Here is a 19359-nt window from a genome sequence, read left to right on the forward strand (position 1 = left end):
CCAAAAAATTACGCCGAGATAACTTTGCTATAAACAGGAGGCTCCTAGCGGAGCCAAAAATTACGCCGAGATAGGCATGCTATAAATGGGAGGCTCCTCACGGAGCCGGTAAATCGCTCGGGACTGGTTGTTCTTCGGCGATCGGCATTAATTCTTGGATCATTTATTAATTTACCACTTAAAAAGGGCCGACGGCCGAAAGCCGAAAGCCGAAGTACACCTTGATACTACTTTCACCAGACCAACATACCGACTACCAACTGATCGATAGCGGCGGATTCGAGAAACTTGAAAAATTCGGCCCATATGTCCTTTCGCGGCCTGAGCCGCAGGCCATTTGGGACAAGTCGCTTTCGGAAGCGGAATGGGACAAGCGCTCGAATGCGGTTTTCAAAAAGGATAAGAACTCGCAGGAAAAAGGCCAGTGGATCACCAAAGGCGATATGCCTGATAAGTGGGTGTTCCAGTACCGCACCAAAGAGCTGCATTTGCGTACGAAACTCGCATTGTCGTCATTCAAGCACGTAGGCGTCTTTCCCGAGCAGGCTACCAACTGGGATTTCATCGCGCGGACATTGAAACAAATGCCCGAGGACAAGCCCTCGGTACTCAACCTGTTTGCCTACACCGGCATCGCGTCGCTGGCGGCAAAGGCGTCGGGCGCGGACGTGACGCACGTTGATTCGGTGAAGCAGGTGATCAGCTGGTCGCGGGAAAATATGGACCTGAGCGGCCTGAGCAACATCCGCTGGGTGGTGGAAGATGCATTGAAATTCGTGCAGCGTGAGGTACGGCGGGGGAATAAATACAATGGCCTCATCCTCGATCCTCCTGCTTACGGGCGCGGACCGGATGGCGAAAAATGGCTACTCGAAGAGAGCCTGAATGAACTCCTCAGGCTGTGCGCACAGTTATTGAAGGACAAGAACTTCTTTTTTATCATCAACCTGTACTCACTTGGTTTCTCGGCGCTGATCGTCGAAAACCTGATCAAGGCGCATTTCGGGACAGAGATAAAGCATGAGTTCGGCGAACTTTTCATTCCCGATTCATTTGGTAAAAAACTTCCATTGGGCGTGTTTTCGCGTTTTTCGGACCAGAATGTGTAGCCGCGGATGAAACCGGACAACCTGAAATACTTTTCAATTGCGATCCTCATCGCGCTCGCGGGACTCGAACAGTCGTGCGAGAGCGACGCGCGCACGTCCACGCGCATTCCGCCGGTGATCAAAAAGGGGAAGGAACAATGGCAAAAGGACGCATTGCTCTCACTGACCGAGCTCATCAACCGCGGCATCGATTCGGATGTCAATTATTTCAAACGGGCCCGAATTTACTTCGAACGCGAGCAGTATGCGGAGGCGCTGGACGACATCAATGAGTCTATCTACGAACAGGATAATGTGAGCGAATATTTTCTTTTACGTGGCAAAATCAATCGTGAACTGGGAAATATCGATAATGCATTGGAGGACGCGCAGCGCGCCGAGGCATTGCAGCAAAGCAGCCCGGAACTGTATGTGCTACTGGCGGACATCCTGCAAGCCAAAAACCGCTTCGGCGAAGCGGCCGGTTACTTGAACCAGGCATTGCGAATGGCTCCTTACGATGGTTCGGCCTATTATGTAAAAGGAATGTTGCAGGCCAAGCAAGGCGATTCGCTCGCCAGCCTGTCGAGCCTGAATTACGCCATGAATGTAAACCCGCGGCTACTGAGGGCTTACGAGCAGGGCACAATCATTAATCTAAAGCTCAAAAACACGGCGGAAGCGCTGGCGATCAACGAAAAGGCGCTGAACCGCTTTCCCGAACGTGCCAGCCTTTTTTACGGTCGGGGCGAAATCCTGAATGCACTGGCCCAGCCGGACACCGCATTGATTTTTTACCAGAAAGCATTAGCCATTCAGCCCGACTACGACGAAGCATTGAATGCGCTGGCGACCGTAGCCATGCAGCAGCGCGCCTACCCGGCCGCCATTCCTGCATTGAAAAAGCTTTTACGTAAAAAACCGCAGTCCAAAGAGCTGAACAACATGCTCGGCTACGCCTACGAAAAAAGCGGCGAACTGGACCTGGCCAAGACGTATTACACCACGTCGCTTACCATCGCGCCCGGCGACCAGGATGCGCGCTACGGCATGTACCGCATCCGGAAGATCGAGTCGGAAGGGCTTTACCCCTCCTACTATCCTGAGGAAAATACCAGGGATGGCTATAAACTGCTCGATACATCACGGGTTAAAATCAATATAATCCAACCGCGCGGCACCACAAATATCCGCGTGGACTCATCACGCAAAGCTAAAATTGAATAGCTTTGTGTTTTGCGGCCTTCCGCATGGCCATTGAACCATAGTCACAGAATTATTTTTTTGAATGAAAGACGAGTCTCAAGTAAAAATTACCCTGCCCGACGGTAGCGAACGTTTTTACCCAAAAGGGGTAACCGCTCTCGAAATCGCGCTCAGTATCAGTGAAGGGCTTGCACGGAATGTGATAGCCGCCAAAGTGAATAACGAGGTCTGGGACCCTACGCGCCAGATCACGGAAGACTCGCTGGTGAAGCTGCTGACGTGGAACGACGAGGACGGTAAAGCTACGTTCTGGCACTCTTCGGCCCACTTGCTGGCCGAGGCATTGGAAGCGCTGTATCCGGGAATCAAGTTCGGTACGGGGCCTTCGATCGAAAAGGGCTTTTACTATGATGTAGACCTCGGCGGACAGACCATTTCGCAGGAAGATTTCCCGAAAATCGAAGCGAAAATGCTGGAACTGGCACGCCAGAAAAACGAATATATCCGCAAGCCGATCAGCAAGGCCGAAGCCATTGACTATTTTACCCAAAAAGGCGACGAGTACAAGCTGGAACTGATCGACGGGCTGGAAGACGGCTCCATTACTTTGTACGAGCAAGGCAGTTTCACCGACCTTTGCCGCGGGCCGCACATCCCGAATACCGGCTTCATTAAAGCCGCCAAACTGACCAACATCGCAGGTGCTTACTGGCGTAACAAGCAGGAAAACAAGATGTTGACCCGCATTTACGGCATTACTTTTCCAAAACAAAAAGAACTGGAAGAGTATGTGACCCTGATGGAAGAAGCTAAAAAGCGCGATCACCGCCGCCTCGGCAAGGAATTGGAGCTTTTTGCATTCTCTGAAAAAGTAGGACAAGGTTTGCCGTTGTGGCTGCCCAAAGGAGCGATGCTGCGCGAGCGCTTGCAGGCATTTTTGAGCAAGGCGCAGTCGCGGGCGGGTTATGTGCCTGTGATAACACCGCATATCGGCAGCAAGGATTTGTACGTGACCTCTGGCCACTGGGATAAGTATGGCAAGGACTCGTTCCAGCCCATTAAAACCCCGAATCTGGATGAAGAGTACATGCTCAAACCGATGAACTGCCCGCACCACTGCGAGATTTACAAAACGTCGCCACGCTCCTACAAGGACCTGCCGTTGCGCTTCTCAGAGTTTGGTACCGTTTACCGTTACGAGCAGAGCGGTGAGCTGCACGGGCTGACACGCGTACGCGGGTTCACACAGGACGATGCGCACATTTTCTGCCGTCCCGACCAGGTAAAGGAAGAGTTTATCCGCGTGATCGACCTTGTGCTGTATGTGTTCAAATCGCTTGGATTCAACGATTATAGCGCACAAATCTCGTTGCGTGATCCTAATAACAAGGAAAAGTACATTGGTAAGGATGAGGACTGGGAAAAGGCTGAAAGCGCGATCATCGAAGCAGCGGCCGAGCGCGGCCTGAGCACGGTAACCGAGCTGGGCGAGGCTGCATTCTACGGTCCGAAGCTCGACTTCATGGTGCGTGACGCATTGGGACGCAAATGGCAGCTCGGAACGATCCAGGTGGATTACCAGCTTCCGCAGCGCTTCCAATTGGAATACACCGGCTCCGATAACCAGAAACACCGTCCGGTAATGATCCACCGTGCGCCGTTCGGTTCGATGGAACGCTTCACGGCGATCCTGATCGAAAACACTGCAGGCCAGTTCCCGCTGTGGCTTTCACCGGACCAGATTGCGATCCTGCCGATTTCGGAAAAATTCGCCGATTATGCAGAAGAGGTGTTTTTCCAGTTGCAGGACCACGATATCCGCGGCTTTGTAGATCACCGCGACGAGAAGATCGGACGCAAAATCCGCGATGCGGAAGTGACCAAAGTGCCGTTCATGCTCATTGTAGGTGAAAAGGAAGCCGCCGAAGGCAAGCTCTCCGTACGCCGCAAAGGTGAGGGAGATTTAGGAAGTATGACGATCGAAGAGTTCGCTGCCTTTTTCAAAAAGGAAGCCAGCATTGCTTGATGTTTTTCTAAGATTTTAGTATTATTCCAGCAATAAGGCACTATTTTTGTGGAGCTAGTGTTAATTTTTTCGATTTCCACCAAAAACAAAAAAACACCAATACGAATTATATGGCATTACGACCCCCTAGTGGACGGATGAGGATTCCCGAAGAACCTTACAAAATTAACGAACGAATTACAGCAAAAGAAGTACGATTGGTCGGTGAGAACATTGAGCCGGGCATCGTAGATATCAATACCGCCCGCGCTATGGCAAAGGCACAAGGGCTTGATCTCGTGGAGATTGCGCCAACGGCAGTTCCGCCGGTCTGCAAAGTGGTCGACTACTCGAAGTTCAAATACGAGCAGAAAAAGAAACAAAAGGAAATTAAGGCGAAAGCGCAGAAAGTGGTCATCAAGGAAATCCGTTTCGGCCCGAACACGGACGACCACGATTTCGATTTCAAATTGAAGCACGCGACCAACTTCCTCAAAGAAGGTTCGAAAGTGAAAGCTTATGTGCACTTTGTGGGACGTACGATCGTCTTCAAAGAGCGCGGTGTGAACCTGTTGAAGAAGTTTTCCGAAGCATTGTCCGAGTACGGCAAGCTGGAAATGGAACCGAAGCTGGAAGGAAAACGGATGACGATCATCCTCGCTCCTGCTCCTGCAAAAGGCGCTAAATAATACGCTAATTCGTAAAGTATATCGATAGAAAATCGTGTTTTCGGCATTGTGTCGGGGACACGATTTTTTTTTGTGTAAAATTTCGCTAATTTTGCGCGCTGTTTTATATTTTATCAACTATTAGTTTTTTGAATCATGCCTAAAATGAAAACCAACTCTGGGGCTAAAAAGCGTTTCGCGCTGACTGGCACTGGAAAAATCAAACGTAAGCACGCTTTCCACAGCCACATCCTGACCAAGAAATCAAACAAGCGCAAGCGTGGTTTGGTAAAGACTGGTCTGATCGATGAGTCTAACGAGAAGCAAGTATTGGCAATGCTTCGGAAATAATCCGTAAAACGCCAATTCAGAAATTAAATTCTGGTTTTTTGTTCAACCCGATAGAAGGCATTCAAGTCCCAGCAGGGCGCCGATTATCAAAAACAGTTTAAATTATGCCACGTTCGGTAAACCACGTAGCGTCACGTGCAAGACGCAAAAAAGTTTTAAAACTCGCGAAAGGCTATTTCGGCCGTCGTAAAAATGTATGGACCGTTGCCAAGAACGCCGTAGAACGCGGTTTGGCTTACGCATACGAAGGCCGTAAGCAGAAAAAACGTAACTTCCGCGCATTGTGGATCCAGCGTATCAACGCAGGAACCCGTCAGCACGGATTGTCTTACTCTGCTTTCATCGGCAAACTTAATGCAAAAGGCATCGAGCTGAACAGGAAAGTGCTCGCGGACCTCGCGATGAACCATCCTGACGCATTCAAAGCGATCGTTGATCAGGTAAAATAAAACAGCATCCCGCCCGAGTGGCGGGATTTTTTTGCTTCAATATTCATAGTCAGATAAAGCAGGGGCTTTAAAACGATAGTACATTTGCATAAAATGATGTACTACCGTTAGAAGCCCTTTTTCTTTCTATAACTCACCCTTACCATGGACTCAAGAAGAGAATTTATCCGGAAAGCCACCATGCTCACAGGAGCAGCCGGGTTGTTCAGCACCCTACCCGCTTCCATCCAGAAAGCGTTGGCCATCAACCCGCCGAAAGGCACCACCTGGAAAGACGCCGAGCATGTCGTGATATTAATGCAGGAAAACCGGTCATTCGACCATTCATACGGAACGCTCCGCGGCGTACGGGGTTTCAACGACCCGCGCGCGATCACGCTTCCGAACAACAACCTGGTTTGGCTGCAAACGAATGCATTCGGAGAGACTTACGTGCCTTTCCGGCTGAATATGAAGGAATCCAAAGCGACCTGGATGGGTTCGCTGCCGCATTCATGGCCGAACCAGGTGGATGCGCGCAATGGCGGAAAATATGACAAATGGCTCATCGCCAAGCAACCGGGCAATAAGGATTATGCCAAAATGCCCCTGACCCAGGGATTCTATAACCGTGAGGACATTCCTTTCTACTATGCAATGGCCGATGCATTTACGGTGTGCGATCAGAATTTCTGCTCGTCGCTCACCGGCACCACGCCCAACCGCCTTTACCTATGGACGGGCACTGTCCGCGAGAATACCGATCCAGACAAGCATTACGCCAATATCCGGAATGAAAACGTGACGGACGACCGCGAAGCGAAATGGACGACCTTTCCCGAACGCCTGGAAGACAACGGCGTTTCGTGGCGGATTTACCAGAACGAGCTGAGTATCAATACCGGATTCACCGGCGAAGAGGATTCATGGCTCGCTAATTTCACCGATAACCCGATCGAATGGTTCACGCAGTACAATATCCGCTACCACACGGGCTACCAGCGCTATTTGAAAGAACGCCAGCAAATGCTGCCCGGAGAGATCGAACAGGCGCAGGCAAAACTGAAAACGCTGTCGGGCAAGGAGGCGAATGATCTTGAAAAAATACTGAAAGAAAAGCGGGCGTTGTTGAAACTCGCCAACGAGGAATTGATCCGTTGGAGCGCCGAGAAGTTCGAAAAGCTTTCGCAGCGCGAGAAAAACATTCATAACAAGGCATTTACCATTAACAAAAACGACCCGGACTATCGGAAGATCACCACGATAAAGTACCACGACGGCGATATCGAACATGAAGCCAAAGCGCCGATGGGCGATGTGCTGTACCAGTTCCGCTCGGATGTCAAAACCGGTTCATTACCGACCGTATCATGGCTGGTAGCGCCCGAAAACTTCTCCGACCATCCCACCTCGCCCTGGTATGGCGCGTGGTACGTGTCGGAAGTGCTGGACATTCTTACGGCCAATCCGGAGGTTTGGAAAAAAACGATCTTTATCCTTTGCTACGATGAAAACGACGGCTATTTCGACCACGTGCCGCCGTACGTCGTTCCCGATCCTTACAAAGAAGACACCGGCGCCGTTTCGGCGGGCATCGATTGCAAGACGGAGTTTGTGACGTTGGAGCAGGATATGACCAAAAAAGCGAAGAAAGACAGTCGCGAAAGCCCCATCGGGCTCGGTTACCGCGTGCCGCTCATCGTCGCTTCACCCTGGAACCGCGGAGGAAATGTGTGCTCGGAGGTATTCGACCACACATCGATATTGCAATTCCTCGAAAAATTCGTGAGCCTGAAATCCGGCAAGGAAATCAAGGAAACAAACATCACCGAGTGGCGGCGCACCATTTGCGGCGACCTGACGTCCACCTTCACTCCTTATGACGGCCAGGAACTAAAGCTGCCCACGTTCCTCGAAAGGACGGAGTTTATGGAAAGCATTTTCAATGCCAAATTCAAGAAACTTCCGAACGGCTACAAAGCATTAACCAAAAGCCAAATCGACGAGGTGAATGCCAACCCGCTCACCTCTCCGATCCTTCCGAATCAGGAAAAAGGAACCCGCCCGGCGTGCCCCATCCCGTATGAGTTATATGCCGACTGCGCATTCAACTCTGCCAAAAATGCATTTGAAATTAACCTGGAAGCCAGAAATGGCATATTTCACGACAAATCTGCCGGGTCGCCATTCATCGTGTATGCCCCGGGAAAATACAAAAACGAACAGATGAAAGTCTGGAACTACGCCGTGAAAGCTGGTGACGCACTAACCGGCTCCTGGAACGTCGGCGACTTCGAAAACCAGCGATTCCATCTGAAAGCATACGGCCCGAACGGTTTCTTCCGGGAATATAGCGGCGACAAGGAAAATGCGTCTGTTAAAATCGAATGTGCCTATCAACTCAACCGAAGCAAAAAGCCAACCGGACATATTGAATTGAAAATCAGCAACCTGCATTCTTCCCAAAAATGCAGCCTCACGCTTACCGACAATGCATATGGTGCTGCCGCTCAAAAGATTACGCTCGAAAAAGCGTCCACCGGTGCGAAATCACAAAAAACGATTGTCCTGAATCTCGCAAAAAGCTTCAACTGGTATGATTTCACGGTTGCGGTTGAAGGAGTCGAGCATGCATTCTCGCGGTTTGCCGGCCATGTGGAAACCGGTGCGGAAAGCCAAAGCGATCCGTTCATGGGGCAGATGATCAGCTAATCCATTCCCGGGTGTCAGGCTGAAATACGGCCTGACACTTTGTCATTTCGGTTTTGTGTGAAACTTTCTGGTACGGGCTTTTTAACAAAACTCCCAGTGACCAACGGAAAAGCGCTGCGGCGCCCGCCGGTCAGAGAGTCTAGAAATCATATCATACTTAACTTATAAAATAGAACAATGGGAAAAATTATTGGCATAGACTTAGGAACAACGAACTCCTGCGTGGCTGTCATGGAGGGTAACGAGCCGGTTGTAATAGCCAACAGCGAAGGTGCCCGCACTACCCCTTCCGTAGTTGCATTCATGGATAATGGTGAACGCAAAATCGGAGCACCGGCCAAACGTCAGGCGATTACGAATCCCAAGCATACTATTAGCTCCATCAAGCGTTTCATGGGTAAAAAATACGATGACACAACGTCTGAAATGAAGACCGTTGCGTACTCCGTCGAAAAAGGCCCTAACAATACCCCACGCATTCCAATCGGCGACCGCCTGTACACGCCACAGGAAGTTTCTGCATTCATTCTCCAAAAAATGAGACAAACTGCGGAAGACTATCTGGGTCAGGAAGTTACAGAAGCGGTGATCACCGTTCCTGCGTATTTTAACGATGCGGAACGCCAGGCTACCAAAGAAGCTGGTCAGATTGCCGGTCTGGATGTAAAACGTATTATCAACGAACCTACTGCTGCTGCCCTGGCTTACGGCCTCGACAAACAGCATAAGGATATGAAAATCGCCGTGTTTGACTTGGGTGGTGGTACTTTCGACGTATCTATCCTTGAACTGGGCGACGGTGTATTTGAAGTAAAATCTACCGACGGTGATACCCACCTGGGTGGTGACGACTTCGACCAGGTGATCATCAATTGGCTGGCCGACGAGTTCCAAAAGGACGAAAACGTGGACCTGCGCAGAGATCCAATGGCATTGCAGCGTTTGAAAGAAGCTGCTGAAAAAGCGAAAGTTGAATTGTCGAGCTCTACGCAGACTGAAATCAACCTGCCTTATATCTTCCCGGTAGATGGTATTCCAAAGCACTTGGTTCGCACCTTGACCCGCGCGAAATTCGAGCAATTGGCTGATACGCTCTTCCAACGCATGATGGAACCTTGCAAGAGAGCGATGAAAAACGCAGGATATTCGAACAGCGATATCGACGAGGTGATCCTCGTAGGTGGTTCGACCCGTATTCCTCGCGTACAGGAAGAAGTAGAGAAGTTCTTTGGTAAAAAACCTTCGAAAAACGTTAACCCGGACGAAGCTGTGGCCGTAGGTGCTGCAATCCAGGGTGGTGTATTGACTGGTGAAGTGAAAGACGTACTTCTTTTGGACGTAATTCCTTTGTCACTCGGTATCGAAACATTGGGTGGTGTGTTCACCAAGCTGATCGAAGCGAACACCACTATTCCATCGAAGAAAACCGAAACATTCTCAACTGCTGCTGACAACCAGCCATCTGTGGAGATCCACGTATTGCAAGGTGAGCGTCCGCAAGCTTCCAATAACCGTACACTCGGCCGTTTCCACCTTTCGGATATTCCGCCAGCACAACGCGGTGTACCTCAGATCGAAGTAACATTCGACGTGGATGCGAACGGTATCCTGCACGTATCAGCGAAAGACAAAGGAACCGGCAAAGAGCAGAAGATCCGCATCGAAGCTTCCAGCGGTTTGACCGACGCTGAAATCGCCAGAATGCGTGAAGAAGCGAAAGCAAACGAAGCTGCTGACAAAGCAGAACGTGAAAAAATCGAAAAAATCAACGGAGCTGACAGCCTGATCTTCTCGACTGAGAAACAGCTGAAAGAATATGGCGACAAACTTTCTGACAGCAACAAGTCGAGCATCGAAGCTGCATTGGCAGAGCTGAAAACCGCTCACCAATCGCAGGATCTGACCGCGATCGACGCTGCATCCGAAAAACTGAATGCGGCATGGCAAGCTTCGGCGCAGGAAATGTACGCTCAGGGCGGTGAACAGCCCGGCGGCCAGCCTGGCGCAGGCGGCCCAACCGGAAATCCGGGAGCAGGTGCCGGCAACAGCGGTTCGACTGACGACGTAACGGACGTTAATTTCGAAGAGGTAAAATAAGAATCAGATTAGAAAAAGTCCCCGTCCGTCAAACAGATGGGGATTTTTTTTACCTGCCATGTTACATTTTGGGGTTTTTAAGCGTATATAAAAATAGAAAAAGCGCTCCCGGATGCCTGGCATTGATTTTTCTGAAATTTGAATACAATCATCATCAATCTAATCAACCACTACTAAAATTCATCTCCTATGGACGCAAGAATCGCATTACCAGAATTGATGTATCTTTCTCCCACTACCCGCGAAAAAGCGGTTGCCGTTGCGCAGGAACTGTTGAGATCAACAAACATCTCCCCGCGCGAAGCCGTTTCCAAAGCAATTCTGATTGCGAAAAACTGGGCGGTTAAAAATGTGAACCGCCGCGTTTGGAAAAAATTGAAGTCTGTCGAAAAAGAAATGATATGAATGATCTGAAGTTCAAAGATCAGGTCGTCATTGTGACCGGATCAAGCTCCGGGATTGGAAAAGCTTGTGCAGTGCACTTTGGAAACAACGGAGCGAATGTCGTAGTCAATTACAGTTCCAATGCGGAAGCCGGACAAGAGGTCGTCGACCAAATCAAGTCAAATGGCGGCAACGCCATTCTGGTAAAGGCCGACGTCAGCAAGGAAGATGAAGTAAAAGCGCTGTTTGCCGAAACAGTGAACCAATTCGGTCGGGTGGATGTGCTCGTAAGCAATGCGGGCCTGCAAAAGGACGCACCGTTCCTGGAAATGACATTGGAACAATGGCAAAAGGTGATCGATGTCAATCTCACCGGCCAGTTTCTTGCCTGCCGCGAAGCCGCGAAGCAATTTATTGCTCAAAACCAGTCGGCTACGGAAGTTACACACAGTGAACTCGCCATCGGAAAAATCATCCTGATGAGCTCCGTGCACGATGTGATTCCCTGGGCCGGTCACGTCAACTATGCCGCTTCTAAAGGTGGGACGATGATGTTCATGAAATCCATATCGCAGGAGCTCGCGCCCCACAAAATCCGCGTGAACTCGGTAAGTCCCGGAGCGATCAAAACACCTATTAATCAGGACGTTTGGTCCGATCCGGACAAATACCAGAGCCTTTTGCAATTGATTCCTTATAAACGGATCGGCACGTCGCAGGACGTAGCGAAGGCAGTTGCCTGGCTGGCATCCGACGATTCGGATTACGTGAATGGCGAAACGTTATATATCGACGGCGGTATGACGCTCTATCCCGAATTCGCCGATAACGGCTAATGTCCCGATTTAAACCGCAGCTACTGGTTGTCACATATAGTAGTTAAACAAAAAAACGTCAGGCCGAGAGACCTGACGTTTTTGCATTATACCTAACTAATTTTCAATTTGTTACAAATTCTCCTTTTTCTACGGACCAGTCGTTTCCAAAGAATCCGGCCATTTTCACTTCCTTAATGCCGCCCTTCAACATCTCCGCGGAGAAAATCATCAGGTCGGGAAACCCGCTGCCACCGCTGAAATACTGATTCGCATTGGCGGCCTGAAAACCCAGCTTGCCGGTTCCGGAAATCACCGTTACCGACGCAGTGTGGCTGTCCGACCTTGGATAGATAAAATACGCAGCCAGATCAGCACCTGAAAACTGCTTATCACCCACGCTGATTTTGCCGTTCGTTACAGTAACCGGGCAGTCTTTTAAGACTTTATCCCAGGCTACATTCGTGGTCTTATTACCGTACAAAATCACACCTCTATCTTTAAACTGCTGTGGATCAAAGTCTTTGTCCGAAATAATATCCACCGCCCCATTGCCGCGATAGTACCACGACTCGGCGTCGAACTTCGCCTTATCCATGGCCCATGCCTTTTCCTCCGGCGATCCGCCCGTCGCGTACACTAACACCATTCGGTTTCTGAATGCATCTTTCAAAGTGCCATTCCGATCGGCATTCTTTTCCTGCATCGTCGGAGCGCCACCGATTTTCCATCCATCCTCATTTTTAAGGTAAATGGTTTCTTTGCCTTTCACTTCATGCGTTATCGGAGCTTGACCATCCAGTACAATTTTCACTTTCGACCCAGGAGTAAAAGCTGCCAGGTCCAGCGAAAGCAACGCAACATTATCGGTCGTTCCTTCAATGCGAAGGTCTTTTTTGCTGCTCGTTAGTTTAATGTGACTGTATTTCAATGCATTAAGCTGCTGCTGCACACCCGCCCAGCGCATGCGCGAGGAAATCCCCGGGTTGGCGGTTTTAAAGTCGATTGCAGTAACCGTGGTATCTTGAGGAATCGAATGCCAGCTGAAAAAATTGAAAAGCGGCGGCCAGTCCACGCTGATGTCGCCATACCAGTGCTCTCCTCCAATGTGCTCATAATAACTGAAATCGCGGTGGAACTTCCCGAGAATATCGCGCATCTGGCGCGCATAAGTCACCGGCACCGTCCTGTCCGCGTCGCCGTGGGCAACGTACACGCCAAGGCTTTTGTAGTTGGAAGTCAATGCCAATACATTGCTTGGATTGCTGGCTCTCAGCAACATAGCCTCAACCGGCGAACCCGCGCTATCGGGGATTACGCCGTCGTGCGAGCCATACGCCGCCAGCGTAGGGTAACCGGCGGAAGGGGCAATGGCAGCCCATTTGCCCGGATAAGTCGCGCCAAGAAACCACGTTCCATGCCCGCCCATCGAATGGCCGGTAAGGTATATACGCGAAGGATCAGGCTTGAACTGTTTTTCAGCTATACCCAGTACTTCCAGCGCATCGAGCCTGCCCCAATCTTCCCAGTTGAACCCGCGCGGCCGGCGGTTGGTAGGCGCTACCAGTACGCCCCAATCTTTCGGTTTATAAGCTCTCGCCTGACTAATCGCCTGAACCTCAGCTCCGTGAACTGAAAGAAACAATGCCGGTTTCTCTGCCGAAGTGCCATTGACTTGTGGTGAAACTGCGTAATATTGAACGCTGCCATCAAGTCCGCTCACAAATGTCCGGCTGTATTGTTTGCCTGGCTCAACAGATTGTATCGCGATTTTTACCTGATCAATCTCCTTTCCATTTTGTGACAAGCTCATCGTCACCTCATTTTTCCCGGGATTGGCTACCTGGCTTCCATCAATGAGCACCGGAATTTTGCGCAATGTCATCGCGGGAACCGGGGGAAGCGGCGTCTTGATTTCTCGTCCAGCCAGCGTCGTCCGCATTTCCAGACCGGTCAGCGGTTTCGCCGACATATTTGAAATGACCATTCCAGTCCAGAGTGAATCGTTTTTGAAACCCGGCACGATATCAGAGATCGTCAAATCCTCCGTGCTGAGCGAAACGGCTTTTGCAGGGAAGCTGAGGTTGGCAGTAATTCCGCCGAAACGGCCGAACCGGGCGACGCGCGCGTAAATTTCATTCTTACCTTTTTTCAGCACGACCGGCAAATGCATCCAACCGTAACGGTACATGTCCCCTCCCCGCGGCACGCCATTCAGGAAAATCATATCCTGGCCGGTGATCGTCAAGATCGCAGTTTGTTCCTTTTTGGATTCATAGGTTAAATAAACATAACCATTCGAAAACGCATCGCCACGAAAACGATGAGTCGAGTCCGCCTTTACTTTCTTCCATTTTACTTCACCCGCCTTCGGGTCGGTCAAAAGTACGCTTCCTTCTTGCGGTTTCAGCGTGCCTTTGTAGAGTTGGTAAGCGAGCTGATCGGTGTACAATGCCTCTCGGCCATACTGATGACACGGCCCAATGGCCAGCCCTTCTTCAAAATGGTAAACGGATTGAGCGTGACTTTGAGTAAGCGTAAAGACAAGCGTGAGTGTCGCAAAAATTCTTTTCATTGAAACAGGTTTAGCATTCAGACAATGAACTAAACTTAATTAAAAAAATTAATAATGTAATGTCTTATTTTTAATTAACTCAAAAACACAAGCTAATGGCTACGTATATTGTCCCAAATTACCCCATTTAGTGGGTTTAGCAAACGAAAATTCAAAAACCGTCCGTAACTTTCGGTATACAAACAATAAGATCATAACTTGAAAATGTTACAATCAGCTGTCCGCTTTATCGCTCAATGTCAATGGATTATTTGGTTATGGAGCTTTTTGATCTTGGTTGCGTGCACATGGCCGGGCAAAGACTTGCCTGCCGCACCCGTCTTAGGTTTTGATAAAATTGTCCACTCGGGACTCTTTACAGTATGGGCGATTCTCGCGCTGATTATTTACCCTCAAAAAAGCCGGTTGGTGGTAGGATTGGGAATGGCTTACGGGCTTGGACTGGAATTTTACCAGCAGCTTCTGCCATTCGACCGCACTTTTGACTGGTGGGACGCAGTGGCAGATGCTGCTGGTGTGTTAATCGGTTATCTTTTTACAAAGCTGGTTCTGAAAAATTAGCGCCAGCGTTTGTATTGGTTGATCAAACCATTGGTAGAACTGTCGTGGTTGGTCACCGGCCAGTCGTTTTGCAACTCCGGATAGATTTTGTTCGCCAGTTGCTTGCCGAGCTCAACCCCCCATTGGTCGAAGCTGTAAATGTTCCAGATGATACCTTGTACAAAAATCTTGTGTTCGTACATGGCGATCAGGCTGCCCAACACTTTCGGAGTGATTTTCTTCACGAGGAGCGAGTTGGTCGGTCGGTTACCCGAGAACACTTTGAACGGCGCAATTTGCTCGATCTCCGCATCGCTCTTTTTGGCAGCTTTCAATTCTGCACGGACTTCCTCGTCGGTTTTGCCGTTCATCAACGCTTCGGTTTGAGCGAAGAAGTTGGATAACAGCATTTTGTGATGATCACCCAGCGGGTTGTGGCTTACTGCCGGTGCAATGAAATCACAAGGGATCAGCTTCGTACCCTGGTGGATCAGCTGGTAAAATGCGTGCTGCCCATTGGTGCCCGGCTCGCCCCAGATCACCGGACCGGTTTGGTAACCCACCGCTTTACCATCGCGACCGGTACTTTTTCCATTGCTCTCCATATCGCCCTGCTGGAAGTACGCGGCGAAACGGTGCATGTATTGATCGTACGGCAGGATCGCCTGAGTTTGCGCGTCGAAGAAATCGTTGTACCAGATTCCAAGCAATGCGAGGATCACGGGAATGTTGCGTTCCAACTTGGTGGTGCGGAAATGCTTGTCCATTTCGTGTGCGCCCGCGAGCAACTGCTCAAAATTCTGGAAGCCCACATAGCACGCAATCGACAAACCGATCGCCGACCACAGCGAGTAGCGACCTCCTACCCAATCCCAGAAGCCGAACATGTTTTCAGGATCGATACCAAATTTCTCGACTTCCGTGCGGTTGGTCGAGATGGCAACGAAGTGCTTTTTCACGTGCTCCTCGTTCGACGCCTTTTCGAGGAACCAGCTGCGAGCGCTGTGCGCGTTGGCCATCGTTTCCTGCGTCGTAAAAGTTTTGGAAGCGATCATGAACAGCGTAGTCTCCGGATTGAGCGACTTCACCGTTTCCGCGATGTGGGTACCGTCGACGTTCGATACGAAATGGACGTTCAAGCCATTTTTAGCGTAGGCTTTCAACGCCTCGGTTACCATTACTGGGCCGAGGTCGCTCCCACCGATCCCGATATTCACGATATCCGTGATTTCTTTACCGGTGTAGCCCTTCCACGAGCCAGATCTGACGCGCGTCGAAAAATCTTTCATTTTCGCAAGCACCTCATTCACATCCGGCATCACATCCTTACCATCCACGAGCACCGGTTCGTTGGAACGGTTCCGCAATGCGGTGTGCAAAACAGCCCGGTCTTCCGTCGCATTGATCTTCTCGCCGGTAAACATCGCCTCAATCGCCTCGGCCAGGCCTGCTTCTTCGGCCAGCTGAACGAGGTATGAGCGTGTGCGTGACGTAATGCGGTTTTTGGAGTAATCCAGCAATATGTCTCCAAAACGAATGGAGAATTTTTTATGGCGGTCGGCGTCTTCCTCGAAAAGGGTTTTCAGATGTTTCTGAGAGATGGTTTTGTGATGCGTTTTCAGCTTTTTATAAGCCGCCAACTGATCAAAGGGGACGTTTGATAGCATTAGTTTTGGCGTTATGGTAAAAAATCAAACCTTGGAGATGCAAAAATAGGGTTTTACGGCACTAAATGCGCTTTTTCCTCATTAACTCGCCTGGCAAACGCCCCGGAAATAACCAACCGACTCGGCAATGCCGGCCAATGGGTCCTTCATATCTTTCTCATATTCAAGGCTGCATGAACCAGAGTACTTCACTTTCCGCAGCATTTTCACAAACGCTGGAATATCAATAATCCCGCGACCCAATTCACAGGTTTTGCCGTCTTTCGTTGCGGCAGTCACGTTTTTAAGGTGTATGTCGAAAATACGCTTGCTGTATTTCCCTAAATCCGTGACCGGGTCCTGGTTGTCACGCTGGTTATGGCCCATATCGAAGCAAAGGCCGATCCGCGGATCGAGATCTTTGACGTGATTGTAAACTGAGGTCGCATTGGGATACAACTTATCCTCCGGCCCGTGGTTGTGAATGGCGTAGCGGATATTGGTTTCCTTCACTTTCTGCTCCACATACTTCAAATCGTCATGGTTAGGAATGCCGACGATGAGATCCACACCTACGCGCTTGGCATAATCGAATGCGTTATCGATGTCCTGGTGCGTCTTCGTATAAATCGGCCCGACGGCATAGCCGGTAACACCCGCGTCTTTGAGCTTCTGATGAAAAGCGGTGATCTGCTCCGCCGTGCTGTTATAAGGCAAATGGAAGTCCTTGATACACAGGAAATGAACATCTGTCTTCTTCATCATTTCAAGTGCTTCATCAAGTTTGAAATGATAGAAACTGTAACCGGCTACTCCGAGCTTAAAGGTATCTTCCTTTTTAGCCGGCGTTCCGGCTGCATTCACTTTTTCCGAAAATGGCACAATGCTGCCTGCCATCAGTCCGGCAATGCCTTTCTTGACAAATGTTCTCCTGGAATTCATTCTGATTGATTTGATATGGATTGCTGTTTTAATAAAAGACGAAGAGTCGGGAATTTACCACCTATCGCCTTATATTTTAAGTTTAATGCCGACGCGGTTGATGGCGCCTGTGAGCATGATGACCAGCAATGAAAAGCAAGCAGATTTGACGAGCCCCAAGCCGCCGGTGCGTACCACGGCGGGCAGGCTGATGCTGGCCAGCGAATTGACTGCATACCAGATATAAGGAATCAAATAACAGGTCAATGTTGCGGTACCCGCGGGTTTGATGATATCCGCCCACCTGCTGATCCTACGCATATCGACCAGCCAGTAAAAAAATGCAAATGCCCAGAAACTGATTCCCAAACAAATGCCGATCCAGGCCGGTGTAGCACGAATTTTGGAAATACCCCAGAAAGGGCGGGTAGCAGCACCATACGCGAACAAGACCATTCCCAGCACGACCAACGTCAGCAGAAAAGCACCGCGCGCCGCATCCCGATTTGCACTTTTCCGATAAACCACCGAAGCCACCACTCCGCCCATGACAAACGCGGGCATCGAGCCGCTACCCACGATCCATACATAATCTTTGACTGATTGAAGCCAGTCAAGCGCCCCTGCAAACTCCGCGAGATTGAAAACCACAAAAAACACCCATGCAACAACCGCCCATCCGAGGCGATCACCCGTAAGTACATACGTGAGCGCGCCCAGCAGGTACGACCAGCCGATCAGGCCAAGGATACCATACCAATGCGTGCCCATCCACGAGGGATTAGCAGCATCGCCGCCTTTGTAAATGAAAGCCAGGCCTGCCAGCAATAGATAGCCAGCTATCTTCAAGCCGGTGTAAAGCGAAGTCCTTGCAGGATCATTAGGATAGACATTCCAGATCAGGAAAAATGCTGCCACCATGCCGATCTCCCACACATATTTACTGATCACCATCGCGGGCTCGGCTATGTTCTCGAAGTTTACGATGAATATACCCATCAGCAACAGAGCAAAAGTCCGTTCGGCTATATGCCTGATGATTAATGCATTACCGTCACCCTTCTTCCTGCGATTGGATATGGCGAATGGAATGGAAAGGCCTACGATAAACAGGAACGCTGGAAAAACGACATCCGACAGGCCCATGGCATCCTCTTCCGCCTTACTGTGTTCCAGCCATTTGGGCACTGCTTCGAGCGTCCAAAAGTCATTCACGAAGATCATTAAAAGCATGGTAACCGCCCGGAACACATCGATCGAATCCAGGCGTAGCGAGGAAGAGGCAACTTTGTTCATTCAGAAAGATTGGATTTAGGAAAAACCTAAGATAGCGGTTTTTCGGCTTTCTTGAATCTGAATGCATTTCCGCTATGAACGCGGGAAGAAAAACGAGACCAACCTGCTGCCATGCAAGCAAGTTGGTCTCAGATTAACTAATTGACTTATATATATGCCCGGGTCGTCTAATCGTCGGCAAATTTCTCACCATAGACGACATTCCCGTTTTGCAGAATTGCATATGCCCTATAATGATAAACATCTACCTGCTGGTCTGTAAAAGGCGCTGGCTTTGAGTGATTGCCTACTGTGGCGGGCAAGTCAAAGATCACCTTCGGTCCACTAACAGTTGGGTTGTAATTTGCGGGATTACTTCCGTTTGGCGCGAGAAGATATGCGATACCATACTCTGTTATACCAACATTCCCTAAGCTTTCTATTTGGACATGAAAGGTTGGAGTCTGAGTTTGGCTATTGAAAGTACTGGCGCCCGTTTTAACTACCGGCAGAACTACTTGTGGCTGTTGCGGCTCATGATCAGTACAAGCAACGCACCAAAAAAAGGCGAAGACAAGTATTCCGAGACTACGGATAGAAATTGTTCTCATGGGTGATTTTTACGTTTAAATGAAAGAGTTTCTGGAT

General features: G+C 49.7%; 16 protein-coding genes. 11 read left to right on the forward strand and 5 right to left on the reverse strand.

Annotated elements, in window-relative coordinates; genetic code table 11:
* Positions 1 to 221 precede the first annotated feature (221 nt).
* The 10 genes from DFER_RS06015 (at position 222) to DFER_RS06060 (ending at position 11775) form a co-directional block, all read left to right on the forward strand.
* A complete protein-coding gene (locus tag DFER_RS06015) occupies positions 222 to 1109 on the forward strand; it encodes a class I SAM-dependent methyltransferase (RefSeq protein ID WP_015810722.1) in 888 nt (295 codons plus the stop codon).
* A gap of 6 nt (positions 1110 to 1115) precedes the next feature.
* Positions 1116 to 2315 carry a tetratricopeptide repeat protein gene (locus tag DFER_RS06020; RefSeq protein WP_015810723.1) on the forward strand — a complete coding sequence of 400 codons (1200 nt, stop codon included), beginning with the start codon at positions 1116 to 1118 and terminating at the stop codon, positions 2313 to 2315.
* A 61-nt stretch (positions 2316 to 2376) separates the two neighbouring features.
* The gene (thrS, locus tag DFER_RS06025; RefSeq protein ID WP_015810724.1) at positions 2377 to 4320 is read left to right on the forward strand and encodes a threonine--tRNA ligase; all 1944 of its coding nucleotides are present in this window, start codon (positions 2377 to 2379) and stop codon (positions 4318 to 4320) included.
* Between the two features lie 137 nt (positions 4321 to 4457).
* Positions 4458 to 4988, forward strand: coding sequence for a translation initiation factor IF-3 (gene infC / locus DFER_RS06030; protein WP_015810725.1), 531 nt, complete (start codon positions 4458 to 4460; stop codon positions 4986 to 4988).
* Positions 4989 to 5123: 135 nt separating this feature from the next.
* A complete protein-coding gene (rpmI, locus tag DFER_RS06035; RefSeq protein WP_015810726.1) occupies positions 5124 to 5318 on the forward strand; it encodes a 50S ribosomal protein L35 in 195 nt (64 codons plus the stop codon).
* Positions 5319 to 5422: 104 nt separating this feature from the next.
* Entirely contained in the window at positions 5423 to 5767 is a 345-nt protein-coding gene (rplT, locus tag DFER_RS06040; RefSeq protein WP_015810727.1) for a 50S ribosomal protein L20, read from the forward strand.
* Between the two features lie 144 nt (positions 5768 to 5911).
* Positions 5912 to 8458, forward strand: a complete 2547-nt coding sequence (locus DFER_RS06045) for a phosphocholine-specific phospholipase C (protein ID WP_015810728.1) — start codon at positions 5912 to 5914, stop codon at positions 8456 to 8458.
* Positions 8459 to 8635: 177 nt separating this feature from the next.
* Positions 8636 to 10555, forward strand: a complete 1920-nt coding sequence (dnaK, locus tag DFER_RS06050; RefSeq protein WP_015810729.1) for a molecular chaperone DnaK — start codon at positions 8636 to 8638, stop codon at positions 10553 to 10555.
* 189 nt (positions 10556 to 10744) lie between these two features.
* Complete coding sequence (locus DFER_RS06055) at positions 10745 to 10960, forward strand: hypothetical protein (RefSeq protein WP_015810730.1); 216 nt, start codon at positions 10745 to 10747, stop codon at positions 10958 to 10960.
* Positions 10957 to 11775: an SDR family oxidoreductase gene (locus DFER_RS06060; RefSeq protein WP_015810731.1), complete on the forward strand. Its 819-nt coding sequence runs from the start codon at positions 10957 to 10959 to the stop codon at positions 11773 to 11775. The genes DFER_RS06055 and DFER_RS06060 overlap by 4 nt, the downstream gene beginning before the upstream one ends.
* A 103-nt stretch (positions 11776 to 11878) precedes the next feature.
* On the opposite strand, the gene DFER_RS06065 is transcribed toward DFER_RS06060, so the two are convergent.
* Positions 11879 to 14329, reverse strand: a complete 2451-nt coding sequence (locus DFER_RS06065; protein WP_015810732.1) for a carboxylesterase family protein — start codon at positions 14327 to 14329, stop codon at positions 11879 to 11881.
* Between the two features lie 204 nt (positions 14330 to 14533).
* Between DFER_RS06065 and DFER_RS06070 the strand changes: the two genes are divergently transcribed.
* Positions 14534 to 14890 carry a VanZ family protein gene (locus DFER_RS06070; RefSeq protein ID WP_015810733.1) on the forward strand — a complete coding sequence of 119 codons (357 nt, stop codon included), beginning with the start codon at positions 14534 to 14536 and terminating at the stop codon, positions 14888 to 14890.
* Here DFER_RS06070 and pgi read toward each other — a convergent pair.
* The 4 genes from pgi to DFER_RS06090 form a co-directional block, all read right to left on the reverse strand.
* On the reverse strand, positions 14887 to 16536 hold the full coding sequence (gene pgi, locus DFER_RS06075) for a glucose-6-phosphate isomerase (RefSeq protein ID WP_015810734.1): 1650 nt from the start codon (positions 16534 to 16536) through the stop codon (positions 14887 to 14889). The genes DFER_RS06070 and pgi overlap by 4 nt on opposite strands.
* Positions 16537 to 16617: 81 nt before the next feature.
* Positions 16618 to 17457 carry a sugar phosphate isomerase/epimerase family protein gene (locus DFER_RS06080; protein ID WP_015810735.1) on the reverse strand — a complete coding sequence of 280 codons (840 nt, stop codon included), beginning with the start codon at positions 17455 to 17457 and terminating at the stop codon, positions 16618 to 16620.
* Positions 17458 to 17526: 69 nt separating this feature from the next.
* Positions 17527 to 18732, reverse strand: a complete 1206-nt coding sequence (locus DFER_RS06085) for a heparan-alpha-glucosaminide N-acetyltransferase domain-containing protein (RefSeq protein WP_015810736.1) — start codon at positions 18730 to 18732, stop codon at positions 17527 to 17529.
* A 167-nt stretch (positions 18733 to 18899) separates the two neighbouring features.
* On the reverse strand, positions 18900 to 19322 hold the full coding sequence (locus DFER_RS06090; RefSeq protein WP_041734768.1) for a hypothetical protein: 423 nt from the start codon (positions 19320 to 19322) through the stop codon (positions 18900 to 18902).
* Positions 19323 to 19359 lie beyond the last annotated feature (37 nt).

It is taken from the genome of Dyadobacter fermentans DSM 18053, assembly GCF_000023125.1.
In the GTDB taxonomy this organism is placed as follows: Bacteria; Bacteroidota; Bacteroidia; order Cytophagales; family Spirosomataceae; genus Dyadobacter; species Dyadobacter fermentans.